Source organism: Tamaricihabitans halophyticus (assembly GCF_004340875.1).
GTDB classification, from domain to species: Bacteria; Actinomycetota; Actinomycetes; order Mycobacteriales; family Pseudonocardiaceae; genus Tamaricihabitans; species Tamaricihabitans halophyticus.
Window position 1 is genome coordinate 1,379,711 of sequence record NZ_SLXQ01000001.1, and the last position, 25,410, is coordinate 1,405,120.

23 protein-coding genes are annotated in these 25,410 nt (G+C 67.5%); 6 read left to right on the forward strand and 17 right to left on the reverse strand.

What is annotated here, in order from left to right:
* Positions 1-66 precede the first annotated feature (66 nt).
* Complete coding sequence (locus tag EV191_RS06680; protein ID WP_165912843.1) at positions 67-849, forward strand: dioxygenase family protein; 783 nt, start codon at positions 67-69, stop codon at positions 847-849.
* 124 nt (positions 850-973) lie between these two features.
* On the opposite strand, the gene EV191_RS06685 is transcribed toward EV191_RS06680, so the two are convergent.
* The 6 genes from EV191_RS06685 to EV191_RS06710 form a co-directional block, all read right to left on the reverse strand.
* Positions 974-3,799 carry a beta strand repeat-containing protein gene (locus tag EV191_RS06685; protein ID WP_132875873.1) on the reverse strand — a complete coding sequence of 942 codons (2,826 nt, stop codon included), beginning with the start codon at positions 3,797-3,799 and terminating at the stop codon, positions 974-976.
* Between the two features lie 247 nt (positions 3,800-4,046).
* Positions 4,047-5,132 (reverse strand): hypothetical protein, encoded by a 1,086-nt coding sequence (locus EV191_RS06690; RefSeq protein WP_132875874.1) that lies wholly within the window; start codon positions 5,130-5,132, stop codon positions 4,047-4,049.
* A 548-nt stretch (positions 5,133-5,680) separates the two neighbouring features.
* Positions 5,681-5,947 carry a hypothetical protein gene (locus EV191_RS06695; protein WP_132875875.1) on the reverse strand — a complete coding sequence of 89 codons (267 nt, stop codon included), beginning with the start codon at positions 5,945-5,947 and terminating at the stop codon, positions 5,681-5,683.
* 114 nt (positions 5,948-6,061) lie between these two features.
* On the reverse strand, positions 6,062-6,331 hold the full coding sequence (locus EV191_RS06700; RefSeq protein ID WP_132875876.1) for a hypothetical protein: 270 nt from the start codon (positions 6,329-6,331) through the stop codon (positions 6,062-6,064).
* A 399-nt stretch (positions 6,332-6,730) separates the two neighbouring features.
* Positions 6,731-9,703 carry a beta strand repeat-containing protein gene (locus tag EV191_RS06705; RefSeq protein WP_132875878.1) on the reverse strand — a complete coding sequence of 991 codons (2,973 nt, stop codon included), beginning with the start codon at positions 9,701-9,703 and terminating at the stop codon, positions 6,731-6,733.
* 251 nt (positions 9,704-9,954) lie between these two features.
* Positions 9,955-10,920 (reverse strand): hypothetical protein, encoded by a 966-nt coding sequence (locus EV191_RS06710; protein WP_132875880.1) that lies wholly within the window; start codon positions 10,918-10,920, stop codon positions 9,955-9,957.
* 282 nt (positions 10,921-11,202) lie between these two features.
* Between EV191_RS06710 and EV191_RS06715 the strand changes: the two genes are divergently transcribed.
* Genes EV191_RS06715 through EV191_RS06725 form a run of 3 tightly spaced genes read left to right on the forward strand, consistent with a single transcriptional unit; the run spans position 11,203 to position 14,236 of the window.
* Positions 11,203-12,411 (forward strand): AI-2E family transporter, encoded by a 1,209-nt coding sequence (locus EV191_RS06715; protein ID WP_132875882.1) that lies wholly within the window; start codon positions 11,203-11,205, stop codon positions 12,409-12,411.
* A complete protein-coding gene (macS, locus tag EV191_RS06720; RefSeq protein WP_132875883.1) occupies positions 12,408-13,586 on the forward strand; it encodes a MacS family sensor histidine kinase in 1,179 nt (392 codons plus the stop codon). The genes EV191_RS06715 and macS overlap by 4 nt, the downstream gene beginning before the upstream one ends.
* Positions 13,583-14,236: a response regulator gene (locus tag EV191_RS06725; protein ID WP_132875884.1), complete on the forward strand. Its 654-nt coding sequence runs from the start codon at positions 13,583-13,585 to the stop codon at positions 14,234-14,236. The genes macS and EV191_RS06725 overlap by 4 nt, the downstream gene beginning before the upstream one ends.
* A gap of 28 nt (positions 14,237-14,264) precedes the next feature.
* On the opposite strand, the gene EV191_RS06730 is transcribed toward EV191_RS06725, so the two are convergent.
* Genes EV191_RS06730 through EV191_RS06740 form a run of 3 tightly spaced genes read right to left on the reverse strand, consistent with a single transcriptional unit; the run spans position 14,265 to position 17,212 of the window.
* Positions 14,265-14,915: a response regulator gene (locus tag EV191_RS06730; protein ID WP_132875885.1), complete on the reverse strand. Its 651-nt coding sequence runs from the start codon at positions 14,913-14,915 to the stop codon at positions 14,265-14,267.
* A complete protein-coding gene (locus EV191_RS06735; RefSeq protein ID WP_132875886.1) occupies positions 14,915-16,177 on the reverse strand; it encodes a sensor histidine kinase in 1,263 nt (420 codons plus the stop codon). The genes EV191_RS06730 and EV191_RS06735 overlap by 1 nt, the downstream gene beginning before the upstream one ends.
* Entirely contained in the window at positions 16,178-17,212 is a 1,035-nt protein-coding gene (locus EV191_RS06740) for a DUF418 domain-containing protein (RefSeq protein WP_165912844.1), read from the reverse strand.
* 137 nt (positions 17,213-17,349) lie between these two features.
* Between EV191_RS06740 and EV191_RS06745 the strand changes: the two genes are divergently transcribed.
* Positions 17,350-18,675, forward strand: coding sequence for an amidohydrolase family protein (locus EV191_RS06745; RefSeq protein ID WP_132875887.1), 1,326 nt, complete (start codon positions 17,350-17,352; stop codon positions 18,673-18,675).
* A gap of 243 nt (positions 18,676-18,918) precedes the next feature.
* Here EV191_RS06745 and EV191_RS06750 read toward each other — a convergent pair whose 3' ends face one another.
* Both EV191_RS06750 and EV191_RS06755 read right to left on the reverse strand, forming a co-directional pair.
* Positions 18,919-19,341 carry a PPOX class F420-dependent oxidoreductase gene (locus tag EV191_RS06750; RefSeq protein ID WP_132875888.1) on the reverse strand — a complete coding sequence of 141 codons (423 nt, stop codon included), beginning with the start codon at positions 19,339-19,341 and terminating at the stop codon, positions 18,919-18,921.
* 34 nt (positions 19,342-19,375) lie between these two features.
* Positions 19,376-20,158 (reverse strand): nucleotidyltransferase domain-containing protein, encoded by a 783-nt coding sequence (locus tag EV191_RS06755; protein ID WP_132875889.1) that lies wholly within the window; start codon positions 20,156-20,158, stop codon positions 19,376-19,378.
* 93 nt (positions 20,159-20,251) lie between these two features.
* Between EV191_RS06755 and EV191_RS06760 the strand changes: the two genes are divergently transcribed.
* On the forward strand, positions 20,252-20,875 hold the full coding sequence (locus EV191_RS06760) for a DUF1707 SHOCT-like domain-containing protein (RefSeq protein ID WP_132875890.1): 624 nt from the start codon (positions 20,252-20,254) through the stop codon (positions 20,873-20,875).
* Here EV191_RS06760 and EV191_RS06765 read toward each other — a convergent pair.
* The 6 genes from EV191_RS06765 to EV191_RS06790 all read right to left on the reverse strand — a co-directional run bounded on the left by EV191_RS06765 (position 20,865) and on the right by EV191_RS06790 (position 25,320).
* Entirely contained in the window at positions 20,865-21,611 is a 747-nt protein-coding gene (locus tag EV191_RS06765) for a ParB N-terminal domain-containing protein (protein WP_165912845.1), read from the reverse strand. The two genes, EV191_RS06760 and EV191_RS06765, sit on opposite strands and share 11 nt — an antisense overlap.
* Before the next feature lie 36 nt (positions 21,612-21,647).
* Entirely contained in the window at positions 21,648-22,538 is an 891-nt protein-coding gene (locus EV191_RS06770; RefSeq protein ID WP_165912846.1) for a ribokinase, read from the reverse strand.
* Positions 22,539-22,836: 298 nt separating this feature from the next.
* Positions 22,837-23,427, reverse strand: coding sequence for a hypothetical protein (locus tag EV191_RS06775; RefSeq protein ID WP_132875893.1), 591 nt, complete (start codon positions 23,425-23,427; stop codon positions 22,837-22,839).
* Positions 23,428-23,435: 8 nt separating this feature from the next.
* Entirely contained in the window at positions 23,436-24,410 is a 975-nt protein-coding gene (locus EV191_RS06780; RefSeq protein ID WP_132875894.1) for a hypothetical protein, read from the reverse strand.
* Complete coding sequence (locus tag EV191_RS06785; protein ID WP_132875895.1) at positions 24,410-24,730, reverse strand: type VII secretion target; 321 nt, start codon at positions 24,728-24,730, stop codon at positions 24,410-24,412. The genes EV191_RS06780 and EV191_RS06785 overlap by 1 nt, the downstream gene beginning before the upstream one ends.
* 32 nt (positions 24,731-24,762) lie before the next feature.
* Positions 24,763-25,320, reverse strand: a complete 558-nt coding sequence (locus EV191_RS06790; RefSeq protein WP_165912847.1) for a YbaB/EbfC family nucleoid-associated protein — start codon at positions 25,318-25,320, stop codon at positions 24,763-24,765.
* Positions 25,321-25,410: the final 90 nt, after the last annotated feature.

The following is a 25,410-nucleotide window of genomic DNA, read 5'->3' on the forward strand; positions in this document are numbered from 1 at the left end:
CACGGAATATTTCCCGCTCGCCGAGCGTCAACCATACTAGTTGAATCTTCAACATATGGAGCTGCTATGCCCGACCAGCTGGATCGCATGCCGGTGCTTTACCTCAGCCACGGCGCTCCACCGCTTGCCGACGACCCCACCTGGACCCGCCAGCTGGCCGACTGGTCAGCTGCACTGCCCCGGCCGAAAGCCATCCTGATGGTCTCCGCGCATTGGGAAGCCGCGCCGCTCGCCATCGGTGCGACCAGCACGGTGCCGTTGGTCTATGACTTCTGGGGATTCCCGGAGCGCTATTTCCAGGTGCGCTATCCGGCCCCCGGCGCACCCGAACTCGCCGCCCAGGTACGCGGACTGCTTGCGGATTACCAACCGAGCGAGCACCCGGACCGCGGACTCGACCACGGCGCCTATGTGCCACTGGTCGAAATGTATCCAACGGCCGATATACCGGTACTACAAATTTCCATGCCCACCCTTGATCCCGCGCAGCTCATGGACGTCGGCCGGAAACTCGCCCCACTGCGCGGCGCCGGCGTGCTCATCGTGGGCAGCGGGTTTTTCACCCATAACCTGAGCGCGATCGATATGACCGGCACGGCGGAAACCACGCCGCCGAGCTGGTCCGCCGAATTCGATGACTGGGGAGAGCAGGCACTACGTGCGGCGGATATCGACACGTTGCTCGACTTCCGGCATACCGCGCCCGCGGGGCGGCTTGCCCACCCGCGCACCGAGCATTTCGCGCCATTGTTCGTATCGCTCGGCGCCAGCCTGGACCGACCGCAACCGCAGGCGGTGATCGACGGGTTCTGGTACGGCCTGGCGAAACGCTCAGTGCAATTCAACTAGCGCAAACAAAAGAGAACGGCACGTTTGCGCAACAGGAGCGCGCAAACGTGCCGTTCATACCCACCCCCGCCGGATTACTCGGGAAGGGAGAGTTTCCTGGGGTGGGCGATCAGCTGGGCCGAACTCACTGGATGTGGAACGGCTTGCCCTGCAGTTCGGCGAACCGGTGCTGGAGGTCGAACAGCCCACCGCTACCGACCTGGCTCATCGCCGGGCCGCTCGCCGGCAGCGCGGACCGCTCAGCCGGACGGTGCGCGGGCAGCGTCACCGGACGCTGTGCCGGCAGCGTCTGCGGCGCGCCGGCCGCCGGCAGGGTCACCGCGTCCTGCGCGGGCAGGGTCTGCGGCGCCTCGGCGGGCAGGGTCACCGGCTGCTCGGCTGGCAGTGCGGGCAGTGCGTCCACCGGCAGCTCCGACCGGTCGAAGGCCATCTCCAGCTGTGGCGCGGAGTTGCCAACCGAGGTCTCGCTGTCGTTCGTCGAGGCGGCAAGCGCCTGCGCCAGAATCGACACCGGGACCTGGTGAATCTGGCCAACCACGCCAACCGGCAGCTGTCCGGCGAATCCACCCTCGCTGACGGCCTCGCCGCCCACCGTGTTCACCGCGGTGTTGTCGCCAACGCCAAGCGCATCCCCGCCGAGCGCGGCGATCGCGTCCCCGAAGACGTCCACTACCGCGGCAGCCGGCACGTCCAGGATGTTGCCGGAAAGCGAACCAGCTTCACCCGAGGTCGTCACGTCGCCGCCGGTCGTGTTCACCACGTCGTTGGTGGCGACCGCGTTGCTCAGCCCGGCAACGTCCACCGCGTCACCGAACACCTGCGCCGCCGGCAGCACCTGCGGGGTAACCGCGTTGCCGGCGACGAAGCCGTCGTCGCCCGCGGTCTCTACCGCGCCACCGGTGGTGACATCGCTGAGGTTGTCCGCGGTGGCGTTACCCACGCCCAGCGCGGACACCTGGTCACCGAACACGTGCGCGAGGGCACCAACCGGCGCGGAGACCACGTTGCCGGAGATGTTGCCCTCGGTGCCATCGGTGCCGGCGTCGCCACCGGAGGTCATGATGGTGTCGTTCACCGCGCCGGCGTTGGTCAGGCTGAGCGCCGAAGCACCAATGCCGAACACCTGCGCGGGCACCGAAGCCGGCGCCTGCACGATGTTGCCCGAGCCGGTGCCGCCTACGCCGTTGGCCGCGCTGTTGCCACCCGCGCTGATCTCGTTCGTCGCGTCACCGAAGGCGTTGGTCTCGGCCAGACCGCCAACCGTGGCACCGAACAGCTGTGCCGCGCCGGCAACCGGAACCTGTACGGCGTTCGCGGAAAGCACCGCGTCGTCGTCCACCGTGCTGGTGTCGCCACCGGCCTCGGAGACCTTGTGCTCGGTTACCGCCGCGTCCGAGGTGCCAAGCACACCGACCGAGTCGGCGAAACCCTCCACCGGCAGTGCGACCGGCACGGTGGCGGCGTTACCCGAACCGAGCGCGTCGTTGGCGATCGTGCCGGTGTAACCACCGGCGATGGCCTCGGCCTCGTTGTTCATCCCGGCGCCGTCCTCGCGGTCGGCAGCACCCGTGGTGTCGGCCGCGCCGAGCACCGCAACCGAGTTGCCGAGCAGATCGGCGGGGCCGGCGATCGGGGTCGCCAGGCTGGTGCCGGAAAGCGCGGACTCGTTGCCGTTGGTGAACGAGCCGTCGCCGGCAACGGCGCTGACCTCGTTGTCGTGCAGCGCCTCGGCCGCACCGCCGACCGCGACCGCGTGCGTGATGGCCTCCACGGGCACGGCAACCGGGGCGTTCGCGATGGTGCCCGAGCCGAGCCCGCCCACGCCGGAGCTGGAGTCGAACCCACCGGCGAGCACGTCGTTGCTGGTGCTGCCGGTCGCCTCGCCCTCGCCAAGCACACCGGCCGCGGTGCCGGCGACGACCACCGGGGTGGCCAGCGGCGCCTGCGCGACGGTGCCCGCGAGCAGGCCGTCGTCGCCGGTCGTCTGGATGTAGCTGGGCACGTCGTTCACACCGGGCTTGGTGCCGCCCGCGGTGGCGTTCGCCGAGCTGTCCGAGTGTGCCTCGGCCTCGCCGAGCACGCCGAGCGCGCTGCCGTTCAGCTCAACTGGGGCGGCAACCGGAAGCGCCCCGACCGTGCCGGAAAGGGCGCCACCCTCCCCACTGCCCACGATCGAGCCACCGGCGTTGGCCTCGGAGGTCGCCGTGGAGTTGGTCTCCGCGTCCCCGCCACCGGCGATCGCGTTGCCGGTCAGCTGCACCGGCGTGGCCAGCTGGCCAGCCACGGTGTTGCCGGCGAGCAGGCCACCCTCGCCATTGGTGTCGATATCGCCAGCCGCTTGCGCGCTCTGCGTGGAGTTGTTCGTGGACTCCGCATCGCCGAGCACGCTGACCGCGTTCCCGGTGATCGCGACCGGCGCGGCCCAGTCCAGGTCCACCGCGTTGCCACCGAGGGTGGTGTTCGAACCGTCGGTCCGCACCGGCGCTTCGGTCGCGGCCTCCTGCTTGGACTCGTTGTCCACCGCCACGTCGCCGCCAAGCGCGAGCGCGTTGCCGGAAACGTCGACGGGTGCCACGACATCGCCGGTGACCTGGTTGCTCGCCGGAGCGGGCGTCGTGGCCTCGCTCGTCGGGGCGGCCTGCTCGGCGGCCGTGTTGACCTGCTCGGCGGCCTGGCCCGCGGCATCCTGAACCGGGGCGGGCAGCTTGTCAGTGACCGGGCTGACGTCGAGGTTGATCTCGGTCTTCACCTCGGGCAGGTCGACCTGACCGCCCGGTGTACCGATTGCGTTGTTCTCGACGTTGATCGGCACGCTCACCTTGCCGTCGAGCGGCGAGGCGGGACGATCGGGGTTGACCTGTTCATCGGCAGATGCGATGCCGGTGCCCAGCATCAGCAGACCACCCGTGACCAGCGCGGTCTGAATCCCGCGCTTTGCCCAGGTTTGCATTGGTGGATCTCCTTCTAATTGATTCCCACTTGGGGTCCCACTTGGGGAGTTCATTGCCGGACGCCGCGTGAAAACGCGTGGAATGCTCCGTTGCCGGCGAATTTGGGGGGCTGGCGAGCACGACCTACTCACCACGAATTAGCGGCGCGCCGGCATTCCTCGGGTCGAATCGAGGGAATATCCAGCTTGAGCTGAGTCAGTACGGAAGCTGCTGACTAGCCGGATACCCACCGCGCCGCGGGCAACCTCAGTCAGGAGTGGTGCCCGGCTGCGAACCCGCGTTGTGCAGGTCGCAGTGCGAACCGGTGTACGGCGCGAGAGCAATCAGCGTGCCCTGCCTTGCCGTACCCGGCTGCAGACTTCCCGGCTTCATATCGCCGTGCTGCCCGGAGCTGACGCTTGCCGGGCCGTTCAGTGCGATCGGGCTGGAGTTGGGGTCATAGGGCTTGCCCGGCTTCTTGTCGCCATTGGACTGCCCGTGCTCGGCATCCTGCCCGGTAACGGTGTGCAGGGCGGCGAATGCCGCATCGGTACGCGAGTGCTCGTCGAGCGCGCTGGCCGCATCGTTTGCGGCGCGCTGCTTCTTGACCTTATCCGCGTGTTCGGTTGACTTCGCGGTGTCGGGGAGGGCGGGGTGCGCGATCGGGTTCAGCGCATCGGATTCGGCAGGGACGGTCTCGTCGATCCAGTCCACCGCGTCCGGATCCGGCATGGTTGCTTGCTGGCCGAACCAGTCCTGCATGGCTTCTTTGAGCTCGCCGCCGTAGTCCACCGGTTCGGGGTTTGGTTGCGCGCTTTCCCTGATGATCTCCGGCGCCTTGTCCGGCTGGTACAGGAAGCGCTCCACTGTGGACACCGTGCGGCCGAGCGGCTGCTGTACAACGTCAGCGGTGCCGGTGACGGCATCGCGCACCTGGCCGCCAGGCGCGGTTGTCGGCTCGCTCGGGGTTCCTTCGGCCGCCGGTTCCCCCGTTGACTCCTCGGGTGAGGCTGCTTCGGCGGGCTGTCCGGGGGCCAGCTTGCCAAGCTGCCGGTGCGCCTCGCGGGCGGTGTGGCCAGCGATCTCGCCAACCGCATCGGTGGCGATATCCACCGAACCCACGGTGAGCGTGGTGATCGGGGTTGGGGTACGGCCGCTTGTCGCGCTATCCGCGTTGGCCGTCAACTCATTCGCTGAGCTGGTGACTTCGGCACTGGCTACTTGCGGTACGGCGTCCGGCACCTGGGGCTGTTCCTCGGCGGCGGCGGAACCGGCAGAAATGGCCCATGCGGCGAAAGTGCCAGCGATGGCACCGCCGAGGACCGCGCAGGTGCGCGCACAAAACCTGCGCACACGACGCGTTCCCGCCATGTCTCGATCCTGCCGATGCACTGCCTAGGTTCGCCCCTCGCCAATCAACACTGCTCAACACCGCGCGGGTTCGCGCCGTACTAAACAACTCGTGAGTAGCTTTTCGTACGAAAGTCCGCACGTTCTGTGGCTACAACGGCGAGAGTGCCAAAGCCGGATGCGAAAAAGCATCTTGCAACGCACTACTGACCCTGATCGAGTGACGAACACAGGGTGTTTCCACAGGTTACCGATCGGAATCGGCGCAGTCTGCAAGTTGCGCGAATCCAGTTGTCCACAGACGTGCTGCCGAACAACTAATTCGCGGAATAGCGAGCTGCGTCACGCGCTTCTCGTGGGGACAAAACGGCGATTCCGTTAGACCAAACGGATCAACGACGGCCGCGGTCCGTCCCTAACCAGTCGCCCACGAGAAGCGCGGCGCAAGAACTACGCAAACGATCAATTCACGTAGTTGTGTCACCTGACGTCGATCGAGGAGACACCAAATCGGGGATTACCCAAGCCGCACCGGGTTCACTGAACTGGGTTCACTGAACTGGGGCGACATCCGCGGTCGCGCCGACGGCCTCGTGGCCGAGCCAGATCGCGCTCAGCGGCACACCCAGCCAGGCCGAGCTCACCATCTGTGCGGCCCCGCCGCCGACCATGGCGCCACCCTGGTCCCAGCTGTTCTTCAGCTCACCGATGGACGGGTTGTCCGAAACCGGCTCGGCGCTAGCGGTGCCCGCGCCGAATCCGATGATGCCGGCGGTGATGGCGATGGCGGCAACCGCACGAGAGGCAAACTTACGCATGATGAAAACAACTCCTCTTGATAGACAATTGGTTCGCGATTCACGCTTGCCGAAACACCCGGGCATTCCGGCTTACGTGCCCACCCCTCACCGGAGTCCGATCAATGGTGTTGATCAGTCGGTGTTGGCGACAGTGCTCGACGAGAACGCGTGCCTGGCCTCAGCCAGCTGCCGGGCCTGCGCAGTAATACCCGGCCACACGCTGTGCGTCAGTTGCCGCACGCCAGCTTCCAGCTGGCTGCTGCCCTGCTCGTCCACTACCGCGGGGTACTGGACGGGGCCCACTGCCGCGGCCGTTGCAGGAGTGCCGATTGCACCCAGCGCAAGCCCCCCTGCTGCGATGAGCGCGGCACTGGCCGCGGCTCGCGCGATCTTGTTGACCACGGAAAGGTCCTCCTCGGCTCCCTACGCGTGTTATTCGCCTGCCGATTACGCGAATAAACGCTCCGATTCGACAATTCGAGACACAGCACGGAATTCAGGTCCGCACTGGCAGTGGACTCCCGTCCAGACAAGTTAAACTCTAAACGATCAAAACCCGATCGCCAAGCCTCGTAATGCTATCGAGTGATCGACTTTTATTGCATTCTATAAATTCCCAGCTCAACCCGTATGCGCAGGTCAACGATCTGAGTAAACGATTACTAAAATAGCCGAGAAAAACGGTTGAACTCTCCTGGTTAACCGGAAATGAATTTGGAACACCCCTTGGGTGGATGCCGCCACGGGCACCCACCCAAGGGATTTAACAATTCACCAAGCGCTACGGACAGCGTCCGCCGATTACTTGTTGATCGAGCCGAAGAACCAGTCGCTCAGGGCCAGGTGCTCCTGGGTGTCCTCCACGGCCGGCAGGTCAGCCTGCACCGGCGCGGACAGGCCATCCACCTTCGGCAGCAGACCGGTGAACGAACCGGTCGGCAGGTCAGCCGAACGCTGCTGAGCCAGCTCACCAACCGGCAGCTCCCCGGTGGCGCTCTCGAAGGTCGAGCTCACCTGGTCGGTCGGCAGGTCAGCGGAACGCTGCTGCGGCAGGGCGGTGTTCGGCACCACGGCCGTGTTGCCCGGCGCGGTGGGCAGCTGCGCTTCGTCCAGCAGTTCCACGTCGGCGATCTCCGAGCCGGGCAGCTCCGCGCTGCGCTCCATCGGCATCGCCGGCTTCGGCAGGTCGAACGCGTTGCCCAGCTCGGGCAGCTCGGTCGCACCGAGTGCGCCACCCAGGTCGCGGTCGATCTGCGGCGCCTGCTCGCCAACGGTCACATCGCTGTTGTCGCTGGACGCCGCGATGGCGTTGGCCAGCACCTCGATCGGGATGCCGTGCACCGGCACGACCGCGCCGACCGGCAGCTGCCCGTCGATCCCGGTCAGGCTGCCAGGCGCGCCAGCCGTCTCGGTGGCACCACCGGCGGAGCCGGTCGTGACGTTGTCGCCAATCGCGGTAGCCACGCCACCGACGCTCGCCGCGTCGCCGAAGACCTGCGGCACGGCGCCAGCCGGAACGTCCAGGATGTTGCCGGAGATGGCACCTTCCACCCCGGAGGTCTCGACATCGCCACCCGAAGTGGCATCGGTGGTGTTGCTCCCGACACCGTGCGTCACGCCGACGAGGCTAGCGGCATCCCCGAACGCCTGAGCGACCGGGAGTGCGTGCGCGCTCACCACGTTGCCAGCCGCGGCACCCGCGTCACCGGCGGTCTGCGCGTCGCCACCCGCGGTGGAGACCACGTCGTTGATCCCGTTACCACCGGTGACTCCCGCACCCGCGGCGCCGAGGCCGAACACCGAGCCAGCACCGCCGACCGGCGCCTGCACGATGTTGCCCGCGATCGAACCGGAGGTGCCGTCCGCGGTGGAGGTGCCACCTGCCGTGGAGTCGGTCAGGTTGTCGCTGGTGCCGGTCGCGTTCCCGACCGCACCGGCGCCCAGGCCGTGCACCTGCGCTGGCAGCGAACCGGGCACCTGCACGATGTTGCCCGCGGCGGTGCCGAGCACGCCGGTGGCCGTGTAGTCGCCACCCGCGGTCGAGGTGGTGTCCGTGCTGGCGATCCCGTGACCCTGGCCGACGGCGGTGCCACCGATGCCGAACACCTGTGCCGGCACGGAAAGCGGTGTCGCGACGGCGTTCGAGCTACCGAAGCCGAAGTCGTCGTCGGTGTTCCCGTCGCCGCCCGCGCTGACCACCTTGGTCTCGTGCGCTTCACCGACGGCCTGACCGGCTGCGCCGGCACCCGCGCCGAACACCTCGGCCGGCACCGCGGCCGGCACCTGCACGACGTTGCCGCCGACGGTGGACTCGTCGCCGATCGTGCCGTTGTAGCCGCCGGACTCGACGTTCTTGTCCTCGCTCGCGGTACCGGAAACGTTGCCCACCAGGGAACCGGCAACGCCGAACACCTCAGCGGTGCCCGCGGCCGGCACGTGTGCACTGTTCCCGCCGGCGAAGGAGCCCTGCCCGTTGGTGAAGGTGCCATCCCCGGCGACCGCGTCCGTCGCGCTGTCGTGCGCGGCGTGCGCGTTGCCGATCCAGGCGGCGCCGACCCCGAAGACCTCGGCGGGCAGGGCCACCGGCACATCGGCAAGGTTGCCGGATACGGCGGAGTCCTTACCGCTGGTGCTGGAGAAGCCGCCGGCCTCGGTGTTGCTCGTCGAGCTGCCGGTGGCGCTGGCGTCGCGGTCCGCACCGCCGAGCGCGTTGCCCGTGGTGGAGTTGCCCACCCAGGCGACCGCGTCGCCGGTCACCGAGGCGATCCCGGCGGCCTGCGGCTGCGCGATGTTCCCGGAGAGGAACGACTCGTCGCCGGTCGTCTGGATGAAGCTGTCGATGTCGTTCAGACCGGTCTTCTTGCCGCCGGCGGTGGCGTTGGCCTCCGTGTTGCTGGTGGAGTGCGCGTTGCCACCCCAGGACACGGCGTTGCCCGCGACCCGCACCGGCAGACCGACGGGCGCCCCGGCGACGTTGCCCGAGCCCGCGCTCTGCGCACCGCTGGTCTCGATCGGGCCACCGGAAGTGGCCTCACTGGTCGAGTCGAAGTCGCTGTTCGCGTTGCCCGCGATCCAGCCGATTGCGTTGCCCGAAGCCTGCACCGGGGTGGCGAACTGCGGGCTGACCACGTTGCCGCCGAGCGCCGAGTTGTCCCCACCGGTGGTGATCTCGCCGGTGGTGGTGCCGCTCTGGGTGGCGTCGCCGGTGGTCTTGCCGCTGCCGGCTACACCACCCGCGTTGCCGGCCACCTGCACCGGCAGCGCCCAGTCCGCGACGACCGCGTTGCCTGCCGCGCCGGAGTCCGAGCCGTCCGTCGAGACATCGGTGGTGTGCTCGTAGGACTGGGTGTTGCTGGAATCCACTTCGGCGTCGCCGAGCGCACCGACCGCGTTGCCGGTGGCCTGCACGGGAACGGCGACATTGCCGACGACCTTGTTGGCCTTCAACGGGCCCTGCTCGGTTCCGGAGAGCGGGGTTTCCTTCGGGGCAGCTTCGCCCGCCGCTTCGGTAACCGGGGCAGCGGCCTGGTTGGCGGCGTCGGTGACCGCCTTGGTGCTGATCTCGCCTTCGCCCTCGGGCAGGTCGACCTGCCCGCCGGGAGCGCCGATGGCGTTGTCCTTGACCTGGTAAGGAACGGAAACGGTCAGGTCAATCGGTCCGGCCGGGGTGTCCGGATTTACGTTCTCGTCCGCTGAGGCGATACCGGTGCCCAGCAGCAGAAGGCCACCCGTGACCAGCGCGGTCTGAATACCACGCTTTGTCCAGGTTTGCATTGGAGAGTTCTCCTTGTCGTTGATTCCTAGCATTTCTAGCTTTTCTTGATGGTCCACAGTGGACCTGGGATGACGCCTGCGTTACCGAGCTGGCCGACCGGAACGTCGTGGCGTCGGATTAGCGGGGAGCGCGGGATCGCCAATGGGCTGATCCGGCGCATACATCGCGCGGGTGCTAGGCAGTAACGTGCCGAACTGGGGGCCGCGAAAGGGGCGAGTTCGGCGGTCAGCAGCCGCGCGAAACTCGAGTGTCAGTCAGGCGAGTTGCCTGGCCGCATGGCCGGCATTACCGGCGCGGTGGTGAAACGCTGGGCGGCATTGGCCACGCAGCTGTCGAAAAGATGTGCGGCACCGATCGGCAGCAGGCCGAACTGGGCGTCCTGGTGCGAACCGGTGATGCTGGCGTGCCCGTTCGAGGCGCCGCCGGGGAGGGAGAATGGGTGCTCCGGCGCGGCATGCGGTGCGCCGTCCTCGGCACCGAGTGCCTGCGGCAGCTTGGCATCGTCGGCCGAGCGATCAGCGTGCTTCGCTCCGAACGCGGCGCCCGGAACCTTGCCGGGCTCGCCGCGCGCTGCGGAGCTTTCCGCCCGCGGTGCCGTCGCGCAGTTCGTCGTGGCGTTGTCCGGCGACGGCGCGCGGGTCGCGGGGAACAGCGAACCATCCAGCGTTTGGCCCGCGGTGCTCAGCGCCTGAAACGCATCGGGCACGCCACCGGCGAGCCGCAACACCTGGTCCACCGGGCCCTGCAGGGCACCGTGTACCAGGCCAACGGTCGAGTCCAGCTTGACCTCGCGCAGCATCCCGGTCGCGCGATCCGCGGTGTCGACGAGATCGGCCGCACCGGCCGCACTCGGCGCAGCCGGACGCTCGACGGGGGCTTTCGACGCACCAAGCAGCGTCCGAGTCCGCTCGGCCACCTGCCGCGTACCATCCGAAATGGACTTTTCGGTACGCGAGACCGCCTGGTGCGCGGCACCGGCGACCTTGGTTACCTTCTCGCTGACCTTGCCCTCGACGCCGTCAACGTGGTCCGCGAACTCGCCGGGGATGGATTCGCCGACCTCGACGGTGGACTGATCGCCACCGGCGGCAACGGCGGTGGCTCCGCCAGCAAGCAACCATGCGAAAACACTGCCAAGCAAAGCACCGCCGGCCACGACGAGCAGCCGTAGACACCACAACCTGGTGCTACGCGCATTCGTTCGTGATCCGAGCACTACTCGCCTTACTTGAGTCTGTTCGAGGGCAGCTGTTCGAGGGCTTCGAGGGCGGGCACAACACTTTTCCGGACCGCCGCCGTGGCGGCATGCATACTTTGTGTTGCGTGGGTTAGCCCGACTTTCGCAGATCTACCTACCCGAATGCACCAGCGAACCCCAGCTACCGCCCGATCGTGCGACACCGCGCGTGTCGTTCGTTGATCTACGGCTCGGTAGGTGCAATGGAGCTAAGCCCGGGTTGGTATGCGCCACCTACTGGCTTCCCGATAGTTTGACCAGGTGAGCAACAAGAATTCGGCCTCGAGTCGGGACGTCTCAGACATTCAAGGCGCGGTGCCAACCGGACTTCGGGTCAGCGCGGCATGGTCCTGGCGGCTACTTGTCGTGGCGGCCGGGCTGTATCTCCTTGTCTGGATGCTTGGCTATTTCGCCGCCGTGGTTATCCCGCTGGCGATTGCCTTGCTACTTGCCGCACTGCTCGCCCCCGCGGTGAGTCAGCTCACCAGGCTGCGAGTCCCACGTGGACTCGCCACCGGCATCGTGCTTGTCGGCGGATTGGCGTTGCTCGGCGGAGTTCTGACTTTCGTCGTTTCCGAATTCACCCAAGGACTGCCGGAACTGCAACGCCAGGTCACGGTCAGCTTGGTGCAGATCAGGGACTGGCTGGTGGAAGGTCCGCTCGGACTCGGCCAGGAACAGATCCAGGACGCGATCGACAGCGCGCTGCTGACGTTGCAGGAAAGCCAATCCGCTATCGCGACCGGCGCGCTGAGCACGGCAGCCGGGATCGGCGAGGGCATCACCGGTTTCCTGCTGGCCCTGTTCATCCTGATTTTCTTCCTCGCCTCCGGTGACAAGGTCTGGGCCTTCCTGGTGCGCGGGTTTCCCGGCAAGGTCCGCAACAAAGTGGACAAAGCGGGACAGCGTGGCTTTCAGTCCCTTGTGGACTATGTAAGGGCGACGGCACTGGTCGCGGTGGTTGACGCGATCGGGATCGGCGTCGGCCTTGCCATCGTCGGCGTCCCGCTGGTGATTCCGCTTGCCACGCTGACCTTCCTGGCCGCGTTCATCCCGATCGTCGGTGCCATCGTCGCCGGCGCGGTCGCGGTACTCATCGCCTTGGTCAGCCAGGGCTTCGTGGCCGCGCTGATCGTGCTCGGCATCGTGCTCGCGGTGCAGCAGCTCGAGGGCAATGTGCTGCAACCGTTGCTACTCGGCAGGGCGGTGAAACTGCACCCGCTCGCCGTGGTGCTCGCGATCAGCGCTGGCCTGGTTGCGGCCGGCATCGTCGGTGCACTGCTTTCCGTCCCGCTGCTTGCCGTGATCAGCGCCGGGGTGCGCTCGCTGCTCGAGGACAACCGAAAGGAAGCCGCGGCTAAGGCCGAGCTCGAATCGGATACCGAACCGGATACTGGGTCAGACTCGGATACCGAGCCAGACACGACACCAGATACCGACGAGAAGGCACCTGACCCGGAAGCCCGATGACCAGTAAGCAGTCGCGTGACCGCATCCTGCGCGGCGACCCGAACACCCCGCTGTGGGTTGGCATGGTCGCGCTGCGGTTGGTCACCTACTGCTTCGCGGTGGTAGCCACGATCACCCATCAGCCCGACTACCAGCGCCCGTGGCTTTCCTGGGTGATGCTCGGCGGGATCACCGCGTGGACCGCCTATACGGTGCCCGCATACCTGCGCGGGTACGGCCGCAAGCCGGCGATCGTGTACACCGATGTGCTGCTCACCTGCGCGATGCTGCTCACCTCGCTGTGGATTCTCGCGCCGGAGCACTACATCCTCACGCCGCTGATCACCACAGTTTGGGCGAGCTCGGCTCCGGTCGCGCTGGCCGTACTCCGCGGCTGGCCGCACGGGTTCGCCGCCGGTTTGCTCGTCGCGATCTGCACCGCGGTTGCCCGCGGGGTGATCAATCTGGATGTGACAAGGGACGCGGTGCTGCTGTGCGGAGCGGGTTTGGTTATCGGGATGTCCTCGGCGCAAGCCAGGGCCTCGGCCGAGCAGTTGCGCAGGGCGTTGCGCACCGAGGCGGCTACGGCTGAACGGGAACGGCTGGCCCGTTCGATCCACGACAGCGTGTTGCAGGTGCTCGCGCGGGTACGCCGACGCGGGAATGAGCTCGGCGGCGACGCGGTCGAGCTGGCCACCCTTGCCGGCGAGCAGGAGATCGCGCTGCGCAAGCTGGTGTCCTCCGGACCGCAGGAATCCGGCCCTGCTGGCGAAACCGATCTCGGTGGCCGGCTGCAGATGCTGCGCAGCCCGCGGGTGCAGGTCGCGGTCCCCGGCGCCGAGGTGCTGGTTGCCGAGGAGGTGGCCAGCGAACTACTCGCGGCCGTGGGGGAGGCGCTGACGAATGTGGCCAATCACGCGGGGCCGGATGCACACGCCTGGGTGTTGCTGGAGGAACTGCCGAATGAGCTGGTGATCAGCGTGCGGGACGATGGGCCAGGCATCCCGGAGGGCCGGCTGCAAGCGGCGGAAGCCGAAGGCAGGCTCGGTATCGCCCGGTCGATGTGTGGCCGAATGTCCGATCTTGGTGGCAGCGTAGAGCTGGAGACCACGCCGGGGGAGGGCACCGAATGGGAGCTGCGGTTGCCTCGCCCGGCTGGACAACGGCGGGCTGATGGGAAGGGTGCGAAGCGATGACCGAAACGCCGATCTCGGTGATGGTGGTCGATGACCACCCCTTGTGGCGCGACGGCGTTGCTCGCGATCTGAGCGAACGGGGTTTCGAGGTGCGGGCCACCGCGGGCGATGTGGCCTCCGCCGTCCGGATCGCCTCCGCCGCCCGGCCCGATGTGGTGTTGATGGACCTGAACCTGGGCACCGCTTCCGGGGTGGAAGCGATCCTGGCGATCGCCAAGGATCTCCCGGACACCAGGGTGCTGGTGCTTTCCGCGAGTGGCGAGCATGCCGATGTGCTCGAAGCGGTGAAGGCCGGCGCTTCGGGGTATCTGGTGAAATCGGCCTCGGCCGAGGAACTGGTTGACGCGGTGCAGCGGACCGCCGAAGGGGATCCGGTGTTCACCGCGGGCCTCGCCGGTTTGGTGCTCGGCGAGTACCGGCGGATGGCCGCCTCGCCGGAATCCGGCGACGAGGCGCCGCGCCTGACCGAGCGGGAAACCGAGGTCATGCGGTTGGTGGCAAAGGGCCTGACCGCGAAACAAATTGCCACCCGGCTGAAGATCTCGCATCGCACGGTGGAAAACCACGTTCGCTCCACGCTGCGCAAACTCCAGCTGCACAGCCGGATCGATCTGGTGCGCTACGCGATTGAGCACGGCCTCGACGAGTAGCCACTCCCCGTGACCGCGTTCTTTGGCGTTAGCGGGGTCGGACGTAGCCGTGCTCGTAGGCGAAAACCACCGCCTGTACCCGGTCCCGGCAGCCCAGTTTCAGCAGCAGGCTGCCAACATGCGTTTTCACCGTTGCCGGGCTGACCGTGAGCGCGGTGGCGATCTCCTGGTTGGACATGCCCTTCGCGATCAGCAGCAGGGTCTCCCGCTCCCGCTCGGTGAGCTCCGGCAGCGGACCGGTCACCGGTGGTGGCGTGCTCCGCGCGAACTCCGCGATCAGCCGCTTGGTCACCCCCGGCGCCACCAGACCATCGCCGGCGGCCACCACCCGGATGGCAGCCACCAGCTCGGTCGGCTCGATGTCCTTGAGCAGGAACCCGTTCGCCCCACCTCGCAACGCCGCGAATACGTACTCGTCCAGGTCGAACGTGGTAATCATCAGCACCGCGGTGTTGATGCCCGCCGCACGCAGCTGCTCGACCGCGGCGATCCCGTCCATCCGGGGCATCCGCACGTCCAGCAGCAACAGGTCGGGGGACTGCTCGATCGCCAGGTGCACCGCCTGGTGCCCGTCCTCGGCCTCGCCGACCACGCTGATATCCGGCTCGGACTCCAGGATGGTGCGAAAACCCGCCCGGACCACAGCCTGGTCATCGGCGAGTACCACTCGAATGCTCATCAGCTGTCCCGGCCGAACCTAGCGTGCACCGACCAGCCACCATCCCGCGTCGGCCCGACGGTCAGGTTGCCGCCGGCATGCTGCACCCGCTCGCGCATACCGACCAGGCCATACCCAGCGGCATCGGTGGGCTCCTGCGCGGGGACCGCCCCAGGACCATTGCGCACCGCCACGTCGAGTTCGCCTTCCGCGTAGTCGAGCCGGATATCCACCTCGGCCTCGGGTGCATGCCGCCGCGCGTTGGTCAACGCCTCCTGCACCAACCGGTACACCGCCAGCTCGACCGAGGCGGCTGGTTGCGCCGCCGCGACCTGCTCGCCGATGACCAGCCGCACGATCATGCCGGATTCCCGCGCGCCGCGCACCAAGCCGTCCAGTTCACCCAGCCCCGGTGTCGGCGCCCGCGCCGCGTCCTCGGTGTCCCCAGCCCGCATGATGCCGACCAGTTCGCGCAGTGCGCCAAGGGTGCGCCGCCCCTGCGCGCGGATCTCCCGCAGCGTGTTCCTGGTGCCTTCCGGATCTCCGTCCAGCTGCCGTTCCGCCGCGCCGGCCTGCACCACGATCGCGGAGAGGTCGTGCGCGGCCACATCATGCAGCTCACGGGCGATCCGGCCGCGCTCCGCGCGCACCGCGGCGGCCGCGCGTTCCGCCCGATCCGCGTGCAGCAGCGCGATTCGCGCAGTGAGTTCGGCGAGATACGCCCGCCTCGTTCGGATGTAGCCGCCGAGCAACCCGGCGAGCGCGTGGCTGGCCAGCCCGGCGAGCACCAGGTTCCACGTGCTGCTGCCGTCGTTACCCCAGAAAACCGGTAGCCCGGCCACTGAGCCACCGAGGGCAACGGCGAGCACGCCACCGCCGATCGTGACGAGCGCGCTGGCCCCGATCGCGGGCATCGCCGAACGCGCGGGCAGCAGCACGGCAACCGTATAGCCGCAGACCAGCACGCCGATGCCAGCGCCGGCGTAGCTGTGCGGGAGCGTGGTGGCGACCAGCAGCATGCCAACCGCGGCGGCCAGCGCCAGCCTTGGCGCTTTCCTGCGCAGCGCGATCGTGCCCAGATCAGCGGTGACCACCAGGTTCAGCCAGACAAAAACCGGCAGCGATACCGGTAGCTGGCCATCGTGTACCGCCAGGGTCACCGAGATGTGCGCCAGCAACAGCAGCACGGCCAGTGCGAGCGCCACCGCGGTATCCCGACCGGTCGGGGTACGCGCCCCGAACTTGGCGAGCACGCTGCGCCAATGCAGCCAGAACTCCCGCACTCAGCTCCTTTCTGCCCGGACGTGCGGCGCCTGAGCCAGCGGTTTGTCGCTGGCCGGCCGGATAGGCAGCAGCCGCCAGTAGGTGACACATCGCCACGCCCATTCGACCGGACCGTAGCCGAACCCACGCAACCAGGCGTGGCTCCACACCAGTTGGACCAGCAGAATCCCGGTCGCCAGCAGCGCCGCCGTCCCCCAGCGGGCCGAACCGACCAGCCCCAGCGCATGCCCAAGCGGCACGAAAAGCAGCGTCGCGGTGAGGTAGTTGGTCAGCGCCAGCCGACCGAGCGGCGCGAGCAGCTTGCCCAGCACGTCACCGACCAGCGGCAGCCGCAGCAACAACAGGAACGCGGCGACGTAGCCCATCGCCATCGCCAGCGAGAACAGCAGGCCAGCGGCGCGGTCGAGCATCCCGGTGAACATCCCCGCGGTGACGGCGAGGTAGGCGAGCGCCGCGACGCCCGCACTACCGAACAGTCCGATGAGCAGCGCGCGCCTGGCCGCCACCAGCCAACCGGGTACGCCAAGCTGGGCGAGCGCGAACCCGACCAGGAAGATCCCCGGCAACAGCGCCAAACCAAGGCCAGTGGCCAGCCCCGCCACCGTGCACACGCAACCGACCAGTGCGTTCACCTTCCCGGTGGCATAGCTGAACGGCAGCAACACCAGTAGCCCGGTGAGCCCGTACCAGAGCAGCACTTCGCCCGGCTGCAGCAGATGATGCAGGCCGCCGAGCGCGGTGAGCATGAGCAACCGCCGCACCAACAAGGCGCGCGGGTTCGCGGTGCGCCGCATCGCCGAGGCGAGAAAGATCCCGAAGCCGATCCCGAAGAGCAGGCAGAAGATGGGGTAGAAGCGTCCGCTGACGAACAGCCGCAGGCCATCCGGCGCATTCGCGGCAACCGCGAGCATATCCATGGTCTGCGGGATGTTGATGAAGATGATGCCGCACAGCGCGAAGCCCCGGAGTGCGTCCAGCGCGATGATCCGGTTGGCCGGGCGCGCGGCAGTCGATAGTGGAGTCGGCTCGGACATGGGGCCTATCGTCACGCGCGCCGCACCCGGACCGCTTCGGCCACGCGACCGGACTCCGCCTAGTTCTCAGGTATGACTCCACTGAGTGAAGCCAGTGAGCTGGACTCTCCAGTAGGTGGAGACTTTACCGTCCGAGTATGCCGACAACCGCACGCTACGCCGAGCCCTGCACGATCATCAATGCCCGGCTGTTCGACGGCGCGCAAACGCTTGCGGCCGGCTGTCTGCGGATCGCCGGCGACCGGATCACCGCACTCGGCGCGGCATCGATTCGCGAACCGGGGGACACGGTGCTGGACGCCCAGGGCGGCACGCTGCTGCCCGGCCTTATCGACGCACATGTACACCTACTGCCCGGCTGCACGCAGCTTGCCGCGAACTTCGGTGTCACCACGCTGGTTGACCAGTTCAGCAAGCCCGAGGTGATCGAGCCGGAGCTAGCCGCCGCGCGAAGAGCAGCCGAAGGGCACGGTCCGGCAAGGGCGGACCTGCGCACCTCGAGCATCGGCGCGACCGCGCCGAATGGCCATCCCACCCTTGCCTACGCGCCGTTCCCGTACGTGACCAGGCCAGCCGACGCGGAGCCCTTCGTACACGCCCGGATCGCCGAAGGCGCCACCCATCTGAAGGTGATCTACGACGACGGTTCCGGGTTGGCGCTGGACATCCCCGCGCTCGAGGTAGCCACCATCGAAGCGCTGGTGTCCGCCGCGCACCGGGCGGAGCTGCCGGTGGTGGCGCATGTGTCCACCGCGGCGGGGGCGGTACTCGTCGCCAGGTGTGGCGTGGACGTGCTCGCCCATGTGCCGTTCGATCCGATGTCCGATGCGCAGGTACACGAGGTGGCGCAAGCCGGGCTCGCGCTGATCGCGACGCTGTCCGTCACCGACGGGTTTCCCTCGCCCGGCGGCGAGCTACCGCTGGCCACCGAACCGGCACTGGCTCCGCTACTGCCGCCAGCCTGGCGTCAACTGCTCGCCGAGCAGGCACAACGCTGGATGCCGCCGACACCACCGGATGCGGCGAGCGCGCTGGCCAACACACGAGCACTGGCTGAGGCCGGCGTGCGAGTACTGGCCGGCACCGATGCACCCAACCCCGGCCTGGTGCCCGGCGCGAGCCTGCATCGCGAGTTGGCCAAGCTGGTGCGGGCCGGGCTAGCGCCAGCCGAGGCACTCGCCGCCGCGACATCCCGGCCAGCCGAGGTGTTCGGTCTCGCCGATCGCGGCCGGCTGCAGGTCGGTGCGCGCGCTGATCTGCTGCTCGTCGACGGCGACCCCAGCACGAATATCGCGGACAGCCAGCGACTGCGTTCGATGTGGGTGGCTGGTCGCGCCGCGCAACCGGAGGCCTACCCGGGCAGCGCCGCCGAGGAAGCCGGTCTTGCCTGGTTACGCGCCTGCAACGCGCAGATCCTGCGCGGCATCCGGGAGCTGTGGCCGGAGCTGCCAGAACCCGAGTAGCCGAAGCTCTTTACCGTCAGTAGCGCGGTGTCCATCAACCGCGCTACTGAGGTGCTACCGGCGTTACCTACTTTAGTATTGCGGGGCGCAAGACCGACTCTCTCCGTAATATGCGCCCCCACCACGCCAACGCGGGAGGGTCGGGAATGGGGTAACGATGATCGAGAACACCACCGAGGCCCAGCCGGAACGCGAGCTACCACCGCGCAAGAGCTGGTCCTGGATGTAGCTGGGGGATCCGGATCACCGCACATCACGCGCGGCTATCTCGGGACGAGCGGCATCGAGATGCCAGCTGACCACCCGCGTCGGGTGTATCCGGATCACTTCACGGCTAAAGAAGTCAGGCGCCATCGGAGGTTCGTGGTCGTCGAGCAACTCGACCCGGCCACGGATCTCCACTCCGCGCCCCCAACCCGGCGCCACCTCGCCAGGCTCATCCGGGGTCATATCGTCCACGATGAACGAGACGAGCGGGTTGTGCTGGAGATTCCGCCACCGCTTGGTGGAACTGAGGCCAGGTCCACCGGTGTCGATCGTCCCGGTTTCCGGGTCGAACGTGAAACCGATGGCCTTGACTTCCGGCGCGCCATCCCGGCTCACCGTCGCCATCCGGCCCAGCTGCTGGGTTTTCAGGTAATTGCGTTCCGCTTCACTGAAGATCATGCATACGACGTTAGAACCTCAACCAACCTAGAGGTCAAGGCGCGGACTTGTGCAGCGCCTCGATGCCGAGCGCCGCGCGCACCGCGGCCACACTCGCCTGCAGTGCCTCGCTGTCCTCGCCGATGTTCGCGAGTAGCGGCTGCACCTCGGCCAGCCCGGCCCTGTCGATCAGCCGTTTCTCGCCGAGCACCCACTCCCGCTGCGCGGCCAGCCGGGCATGCCCGACACACAACACCGCCTGCGCCAGGGCTCCCGCGCAGCAGGTGACATCGCCGATCCCGGCATAGCCGTCCGCGAACATCAGGCCCACGCTGGCCTGGCCAAACCACCGTGCCGGCGCCGATTCGGCAAGCGCTGCGGGGAACTCCGGCCGGTCGATCGTGCCGTGGATCGGCAGGCAACTGGCCAGCTCGCCAATCGGCAGGTACGTCGGTGCGCCAACCAGGTGACCCGCCTGGGTCAGTACCTCGAATTCGCCGCGCTCGGCGTCCTGCCGCCAGGCGTCCAGCTGGTCCAGATCCCGGAACAGCACGTCGACCTGGATGCCGTCGACCTTGAGCCAGGCTCCGCCGTGCACGATCGGCCCCCATTCGCCGAGCGCCGACACGTAGCCGGGATAGCCGAGCGCGCGGACGTCGGCCGGATCAATCACCCGCTGCCCCGCGCGGTAGTAAACGCCGAGATCCCAGTCGCTGTCCTCTTTCGCGACACCGGTCGCCCGTGACCCGCCGAGGACGACGGCGAGCACCCCGGGGATTTCGGCGAGTTGGCTGGCCACCCGCGCTACCGGCGTGGGCAAGACTGCTGTGGCGGACATGCCGGCACTGTATGACCCGGTGTGCCCGGACCCGGGGACGGGTTCGGGGTTTTCCCTGATTCGCCCGGCCCGGATTGCTCTTAGGCTGGTCACATGATCGAGGTGAACCCCCGCGAGTTTCGGGTATCCGATGCCGAACGCGAGCATGTGGTCGAACTGCTGCAGAAGGCGATCGGGCGCGGGTTGATCGACCTGGACGAGTTCACCACCCGCACGGATACCGCACTGGCCGCGACGACCCGGCAAGAGCTGAACGTGGTGCTGATCGATCTTTCCGGCATCGTGCACCGGGACTCGGCGCCACCGCAGCCGGCCGCGCCGATCGGGCCGAGCACCGTACCGCTCGGGGATGGCACCGAACGGCAGGTGCTGACCGCGAAGTACTCCTCGCTACGCCGGGGTGGGCAGTGGACCGCGCCGCGCGAGCTGATCATCCGGAACAAGTACGGCGCCACCAAGCTTGACTTCTCCGAAGCGCGGTTGACCAGCAACGTCGTGCACGTGGTGCTGGAGTCGAAGTGGTCGTCCACCGAGATCGTGGTGCCGACCTCGGCCACCGTGTCCACCGATTCGATCGGCGAGATCAAATACGGTTCGGTGGACAACAAGACGGACGCCTCCGGCCGCGCGGGCAATCCACACATAGTGGTCACCGGCAATGTGCACGGGGGAGCGCTGAAGATTCGCTACCGCAAGCGCGGCCTGTTCAGTAGCTGAGCGCCTGCTCGACGAACTTGGTCAGCGGGCAGGGCCAGCTGGCCAAGCCCTGCCGATCGCGCATGAGCAGGGCCGCCGCGTATAGCTGCACATCCCGCTCCGTTTCCCGCACCGCGCGAGCTGCCGCAACGACCGGCTGCACTTCCTCGGTCCACCAGGCACGCGCCAGATCCGCCCGTTCCGGGAATCGCCTGCCCGCCATCAGCTGGGCATAACCCCAGGACTCGGCCGCATCGCCGAGCCGTGCCCAGCCGTCCGGTCGCACCAGCCAGAGCCGCTTGCGCACCTCGTCGGGCAATGGGACGCGCTCGAGAAAGACCCGCTCGGCGGCTTTGCTTGGCAGATGGGCAAGCCGCAGGCAGGCCTCGCCGAACGCGATCGTGCAGCTGCGCCGCACCCAGGCGGTGATACTGGGCCAGCCGAGTGATCTGGCCACCGAAACACGGTGATGACCGTCGCGCACGAAGTACATCTCGCCCAACTGCACCAGCTCGACCGGCGGCAGCTGCTTACCGGCAAGCACCGCCGCGGCAAGCTGCTGTTGCCGGTCTCGCACCGCGCGGTGTAGCGGGCGGAACTCGATATCGAAATCGGCGGAGCGGGCCGCGGTGCCGACGATCCCGCGCAACGGCACTTCGCGGTAGCCGGATTCGACGTATCCGTCGTCGCCCAGTGCCGCTAACGCATCGTCCAGCGCGATGATCGATCGATCCTCGCTACGCCCGACCGCTCGCACCCGCGCCAACACGCCCATAGCGGTCGAAACAGCGCGCTAGGTACCGGCATTCCCCAACTCGCTGGCCAGGGGATAGGACGGTTGGGCACCAGGTTTGGTCACCGAGATCGCCGCGACCCTGCTCGCCTGCCGCGCTGCCTCGGCCAATCCGGCACCCCCGGCGAGCGCGGCGGCCAGTGCGCCGGCAAACGCGTCACCAGCGCCGGTGGTGTCCACGGCCCGCACGCTCGGTGCGGGTACCTCGATCGTGCCCTGGTCGTCGGCGACCACCGCCCCGCGCGCGCCGAGGGTGATCAGCACCGAACGCGGGCCAAGCGTGCGCAGCTCCGTGGCCAGCTCGGTGGCCGCGCCGGTTCGCCCGCCGAGTAACCAGCTGGCCTCGTGTTCGTTCACTACCAGCGGATCGAGTACCGCGAGTGTGGCTGCGGAGACCTCGGTGGCTGGGGACAGGTTCAGCACCGGCCGCGCGCCATGCGCAGCCGCGGCCGCCATGGCGTGTTCCACCACCGGTAGCGGGATCTCCAGCGAGCCGACCACCACCGCGGCCGTATCCAGCATGGTCGGCTCGATGTCCGCGACCGCGGAGTTCGCGCCGGGGGAGACGATGATCGAGTTCTCCCCGTCCGGGGTGACGGTGATGTAGGCGATGCCGGTCGGCCGATCCACCGTGCGCACCAGCGCTGTGTCCACGCCCGCGTTGCGCAGCGAATCCAGCAGCAGCTGGCCATGCGCGTCGGTGCCCACCGCACCGAACAACGCCACCCGAGCGCCCAGTTTGCCGGCGGCCACCGCCGTGTTCGCGCCTTTCCCGCCAGGTAGCACGACCGTATCCGCACCAAGGACCGTTTCACCCGCGCCGGGGCGGCGGTCCACGGCGACCACCAGGTCCGCGTTGGCCGATCCCACGACGATCACCCGATTACGCACGAGCTCACTTTGCCACGATCCTTCGGGAACCGATTGGTGCCGTGCTACGTCTAAGGGGAGATTCATTCGTGTTTTCGCATGAGCACATGGATCGTCACTCTGTGCGGTGTCACAATAGGAAGTAACTCTTAACGGGTACCGCCAGCCGAGGGACGGCCGACTCGTGCGGTCACGGATCTCCGCGGCCACCCGCTGCGGAGCGAGGTGTCCGGCCAACTTCCAGGCCGGGCTGTTGCCGGCGTCGATCGCCTAGCCCCCCGAGCGATCGACGCTGGCAACGCAAAACCTCGCTTAGCCGTCACACCTGCCGGCCGCCGGATCTGGTGAGCCGCTCGTAGCTGTAGATCCCTGGGCGGAATGCGTCCGTGGCCGCCTGGATCTGCTGAACGTCCGCGTCGGTGATCTTCATGAGGACCCGGTAGAAGTCATAGCCGTAGAAGACCTGGTGCCGCGCGGCAAGGGGCGGATGCTGCTCGGCGAACTGCGGGTTTGCCGGGAACAGATCCAGCGTATGCACGGTTCGTCTGCCGCCATTCTGATTGCGCTCGACGGTCGCGCCGATGCGCAACCGGGTGAGCTCGTCCCAGCGCACCGCCCAGGCCTTATCAGTCGGTTCCTCCCAGCGCAGCCCTTGTGGTTCCACGTGGAACAACTGCCACGCGGGACGACGCTTCTCCCCCAAGTAAATGGACAGGGCTATCAGGAAAAACACGGCCGCGAACACAGCGCCGCCAAATCGCCCAGCTGTGGACAGAGTGGGCCAACCGATGGCGGCCAGGGAAAGAACTCCAAGCACCAGGACGAAAGTGATACTTCCCTTGTAGTGCTTACCAGCTCGCGCGCCCACGTCGATGGTGAACCCGTTCGGCTGCGCCGGTTGGCCGTACATCGCCGCACCTACCCCGACTTCTCGCTGGCCTGCTGTTCTTCGTCCGGGTTGTACGTGTCATCGATCCCTTGCGCGGTCTGCTTCTGCGCCTCACCAACCGCGGTGTTCCCGGCAAGTGCCCTGGGGTCAACACTGCCTTGCCACTTACCAGTATCCGACATGCCGGGCCGCTTGATCGTAATGTCGTCCCCGAACGGCTTAGTAACCTTCTGTATTCCCTGAGCGAAGTCGTCCAGTTTTGTCTTCACCTTTTCGACGCCTTCGAGAAGCCTGGCCATCAAGCCGTCGGCTTGCTTGAACGCCTTGGTAATCCTTTCAACCCACTCAGAAATGTCGTCTGCCCATTTCAGGGCGATCCTTACCAGATCACCGATCATCCCCGGTGTGGCTAGCCCGAGGGTCAGTCCCATGGCGGCGGCCCATCTGAGCGCGGCCTCGATCAGCTCCGCGACGGCCTGGCCAATCAGGTCGATCACAATCTGCCGCACCACACCGAGCACGACGCCGCACATGCTGACCATCTGCGCGGCACCGTCCGCCGCGGTGGATACGCCGCCAATATGGTTTGCCTGGTCCTCCGCGAACGGCCGGTAAGCCTCCGCAGCCTGGCCCACGAATCGCGCGGTATCCGTGGACACCGCGGTACGCAGGTCTTCGGCCGCCCCCTGCACCTCGGTGCTGACATTGGTCCAGGTCTCGCTCATCGCGGCGATCGCTTCCTGATCCCCGACCAGCGCATCCATCGGTTCCTTCAGGAACTCGACGTGCTCGATCAACCAGCCAACACCCGCCTTGGCTAGCTCACCAAGGGGATCGGCCATCATGCCGGCCGCGCCGACCACAGCACCCGCCCCGCCGAGCAGTCCTTCGGCCCAGTTACCGTTCGAGATCGAGTCGACCGTGCTGGCCACGCTGTCCACCACACCGGCGCCCTTGGTGGCACTAGGCGCCTTCTCCTCCGCGATCAGTGGGTTCTCGGACATCAGTACCCCTTCTCGAACGGTTTGGCGTTGGACTCCTCGGTCTGGTCATAGTCCTCGGCCGCGCCTTTGACCGATTCGGCCAGGTTCTCCGCCGAAGTCTTCGCCGCACCGATCGCCAGGGTCGCCGCACCGCTGACCGCGAGCACACCCGGCACCAGGAACTGCCCAATCAGCCCGAACGCCTCGGTGTTCAGCGTGGTTTGCTTCGCAGCGGATGCCGCGGTGCCCAATCGCTCACCGACACCCGTGACCTTGCCCGCATGGGTGCGCATTTCCTCGGTGGAAACATCGAAGTTTCCACCGCCAGCCGCACTCGACATCTCTTCGTCCCCTCGTCTTTCGGCACCAACGCTCAGCGCAGGATCGACCCGCCGCCAAAGTCGTCGTCCTCGTCGTCGGTTGGACGAGACGGCCGCTGCGGCGGTTGCTGCGCCGGTCCGGAAGATTGCGGAGGCGAATCCTGGCCACCCTCGTCGTTTTCCCAGGTAGTGCGTAGGAAGGAAGCGGCATCGGGGGCACCACCCCCGCCAGGGGTGAACCCTTGCGGTTCCGGCGGAGCCTGCGCGGCACTCAGATGATCGACCACGTAGTCCATCGCCGCGGTGCCACCGAGATACGGCTCCATGCCCTGCCGCACCGCGTCCGCCACCTTGGCCTGCGCCGCGCTCACCAGACGCAGCACCTCGCCGGCGACCTCGCTGCCTTCCCGCTGCCGTAACGCATTGCCCAGCTGCAGGTCGGCGAGCGCACCCTGGTTGTTCACCGTCACGCTGATCTGGCCGTCCTTGCTTCGCTCGGTGGCCTGAACCTGTTCCAGTTCCTCGATCATCCGCTCGTTGCGTTCGGCGATATTCGCCAGCTTGGCTTCGTAATTACGCTGCCAAGCATCTGGATCATTGGGTTCTGTCATTACCGTTTCCCGCAGTGTGCTGTCCCGAACTCTGCGCAGTCTCGCAGTTACCCGGACGCCGCGCAGGCGTTGTCCGAAAAGTCCACCCAG

Coding starts and splice junctions, on each gene's coding strand:
- EV191_RS06680 (WP_165912843.1), top strand. CDS start 67: ATGCCCGACCAGCTGGATCGCATGCCGGTGCTTTACCTCAGCCACGGC.
- EV191_RS06685 (WP_132875873.1), bottom strand. CDS start 3,799: ATGCAAACCTGGGCAAAGCGCGGGATTCAGACCGCGCTGGTCACGGGT.
- EV191_RS06695 (WP_132875875.1), bottom strand. CDS start 5,947: ATGCGTAAGTTTGCCTCTCGTGCGGTTGCCGCCATCGCCATCACCGCC.
- EV191_RS06705 (WP_132875878.1), bottom strand. CDS start 9,703: ATGCAAACCTGGACAAAGCGTGGTATTCAGACCGCGCTGGTCACGGGT.
- macS (WP_132875883.1), top strand. CDS start 12,408: ATGACCAGTAAGCAGTCGCGTGACCGCATCCTGCGCGGCGACCCGAAC.
- EV191_RS06725 (WP_132875884.1), top strand. CDS start 13,583: ATGACCGAAACGCCGATCTCGGTGATGGTGGTCGATGACCACCCCTTG.
- EV191_RS06730 (WP_132875885.1), bottom strand. CDS start 14,915: ATGAGCATTCGAGTGGTACTCGCCGATGACCAGGCTGTGGTCCGGGCG.
- EV191_RS06740 (WP_165912844.1), bottom strand. CDS start 17,212: ATGTCCGAGCCGACTCCACTATCGACTGCCGCGCGCCCGGCCAACCGG.
- EV191_RS06745 (WP_132875887.1), top strand. CDS start 17,350: ATGCCGACAACCGCACGCTACGCCGAGCCCTGCACGATCATCAATGCC.
- EV191_RS06750 (WP_132875888.1), bottom strand. CDS start 19,341: ATGATCTTCAGTGAAGCGGAACGCAATTACCTGAAAACCCAGCAGCTG.
- EV191_RS06755 (WP_132875889.1), bottom strand. CDS start 20,158: ATGTCCGCCACAGCAGTCTTGCCCACGCCGGTAGCGCGGGTGGCCAGC.
- EV191_RS06760 (WP_132875890.1), top strand. CDS start 20,252: ATGATCGAGGTGAACCCCCGCGAGTTTCGGGTATCCGATGCCGAACGC.
- EV191_RS06775 (WP_132875893.1), bottom strand. CDS start 23,427: ATGTACGGCCAACCGGCGCAGCCGAACGGGTTCACCATCGACGTGGGC.
- EV191_RS06780 (WP_132875894.1), bottom strand. CDS start 24,410: ATGTCCGAGAACCCACTGATCGCGGAGGAGAAGGCGCCTAGTGCCACC.
- EV191_RS06785 (WP_132875895.1), bottom strand. CDS start 24,730: ATGTCGAGTGCGGCTGGCGGTGGAAACTTCGATGTTTCCACCGAGGAA.
- EV191_RS06790 (WP_165912847.1), bottom strand. CDS start 25,320: ATGACAGAACCCAATGATCCAGATGCTTGGCAGCGTAATTACGAAGCC.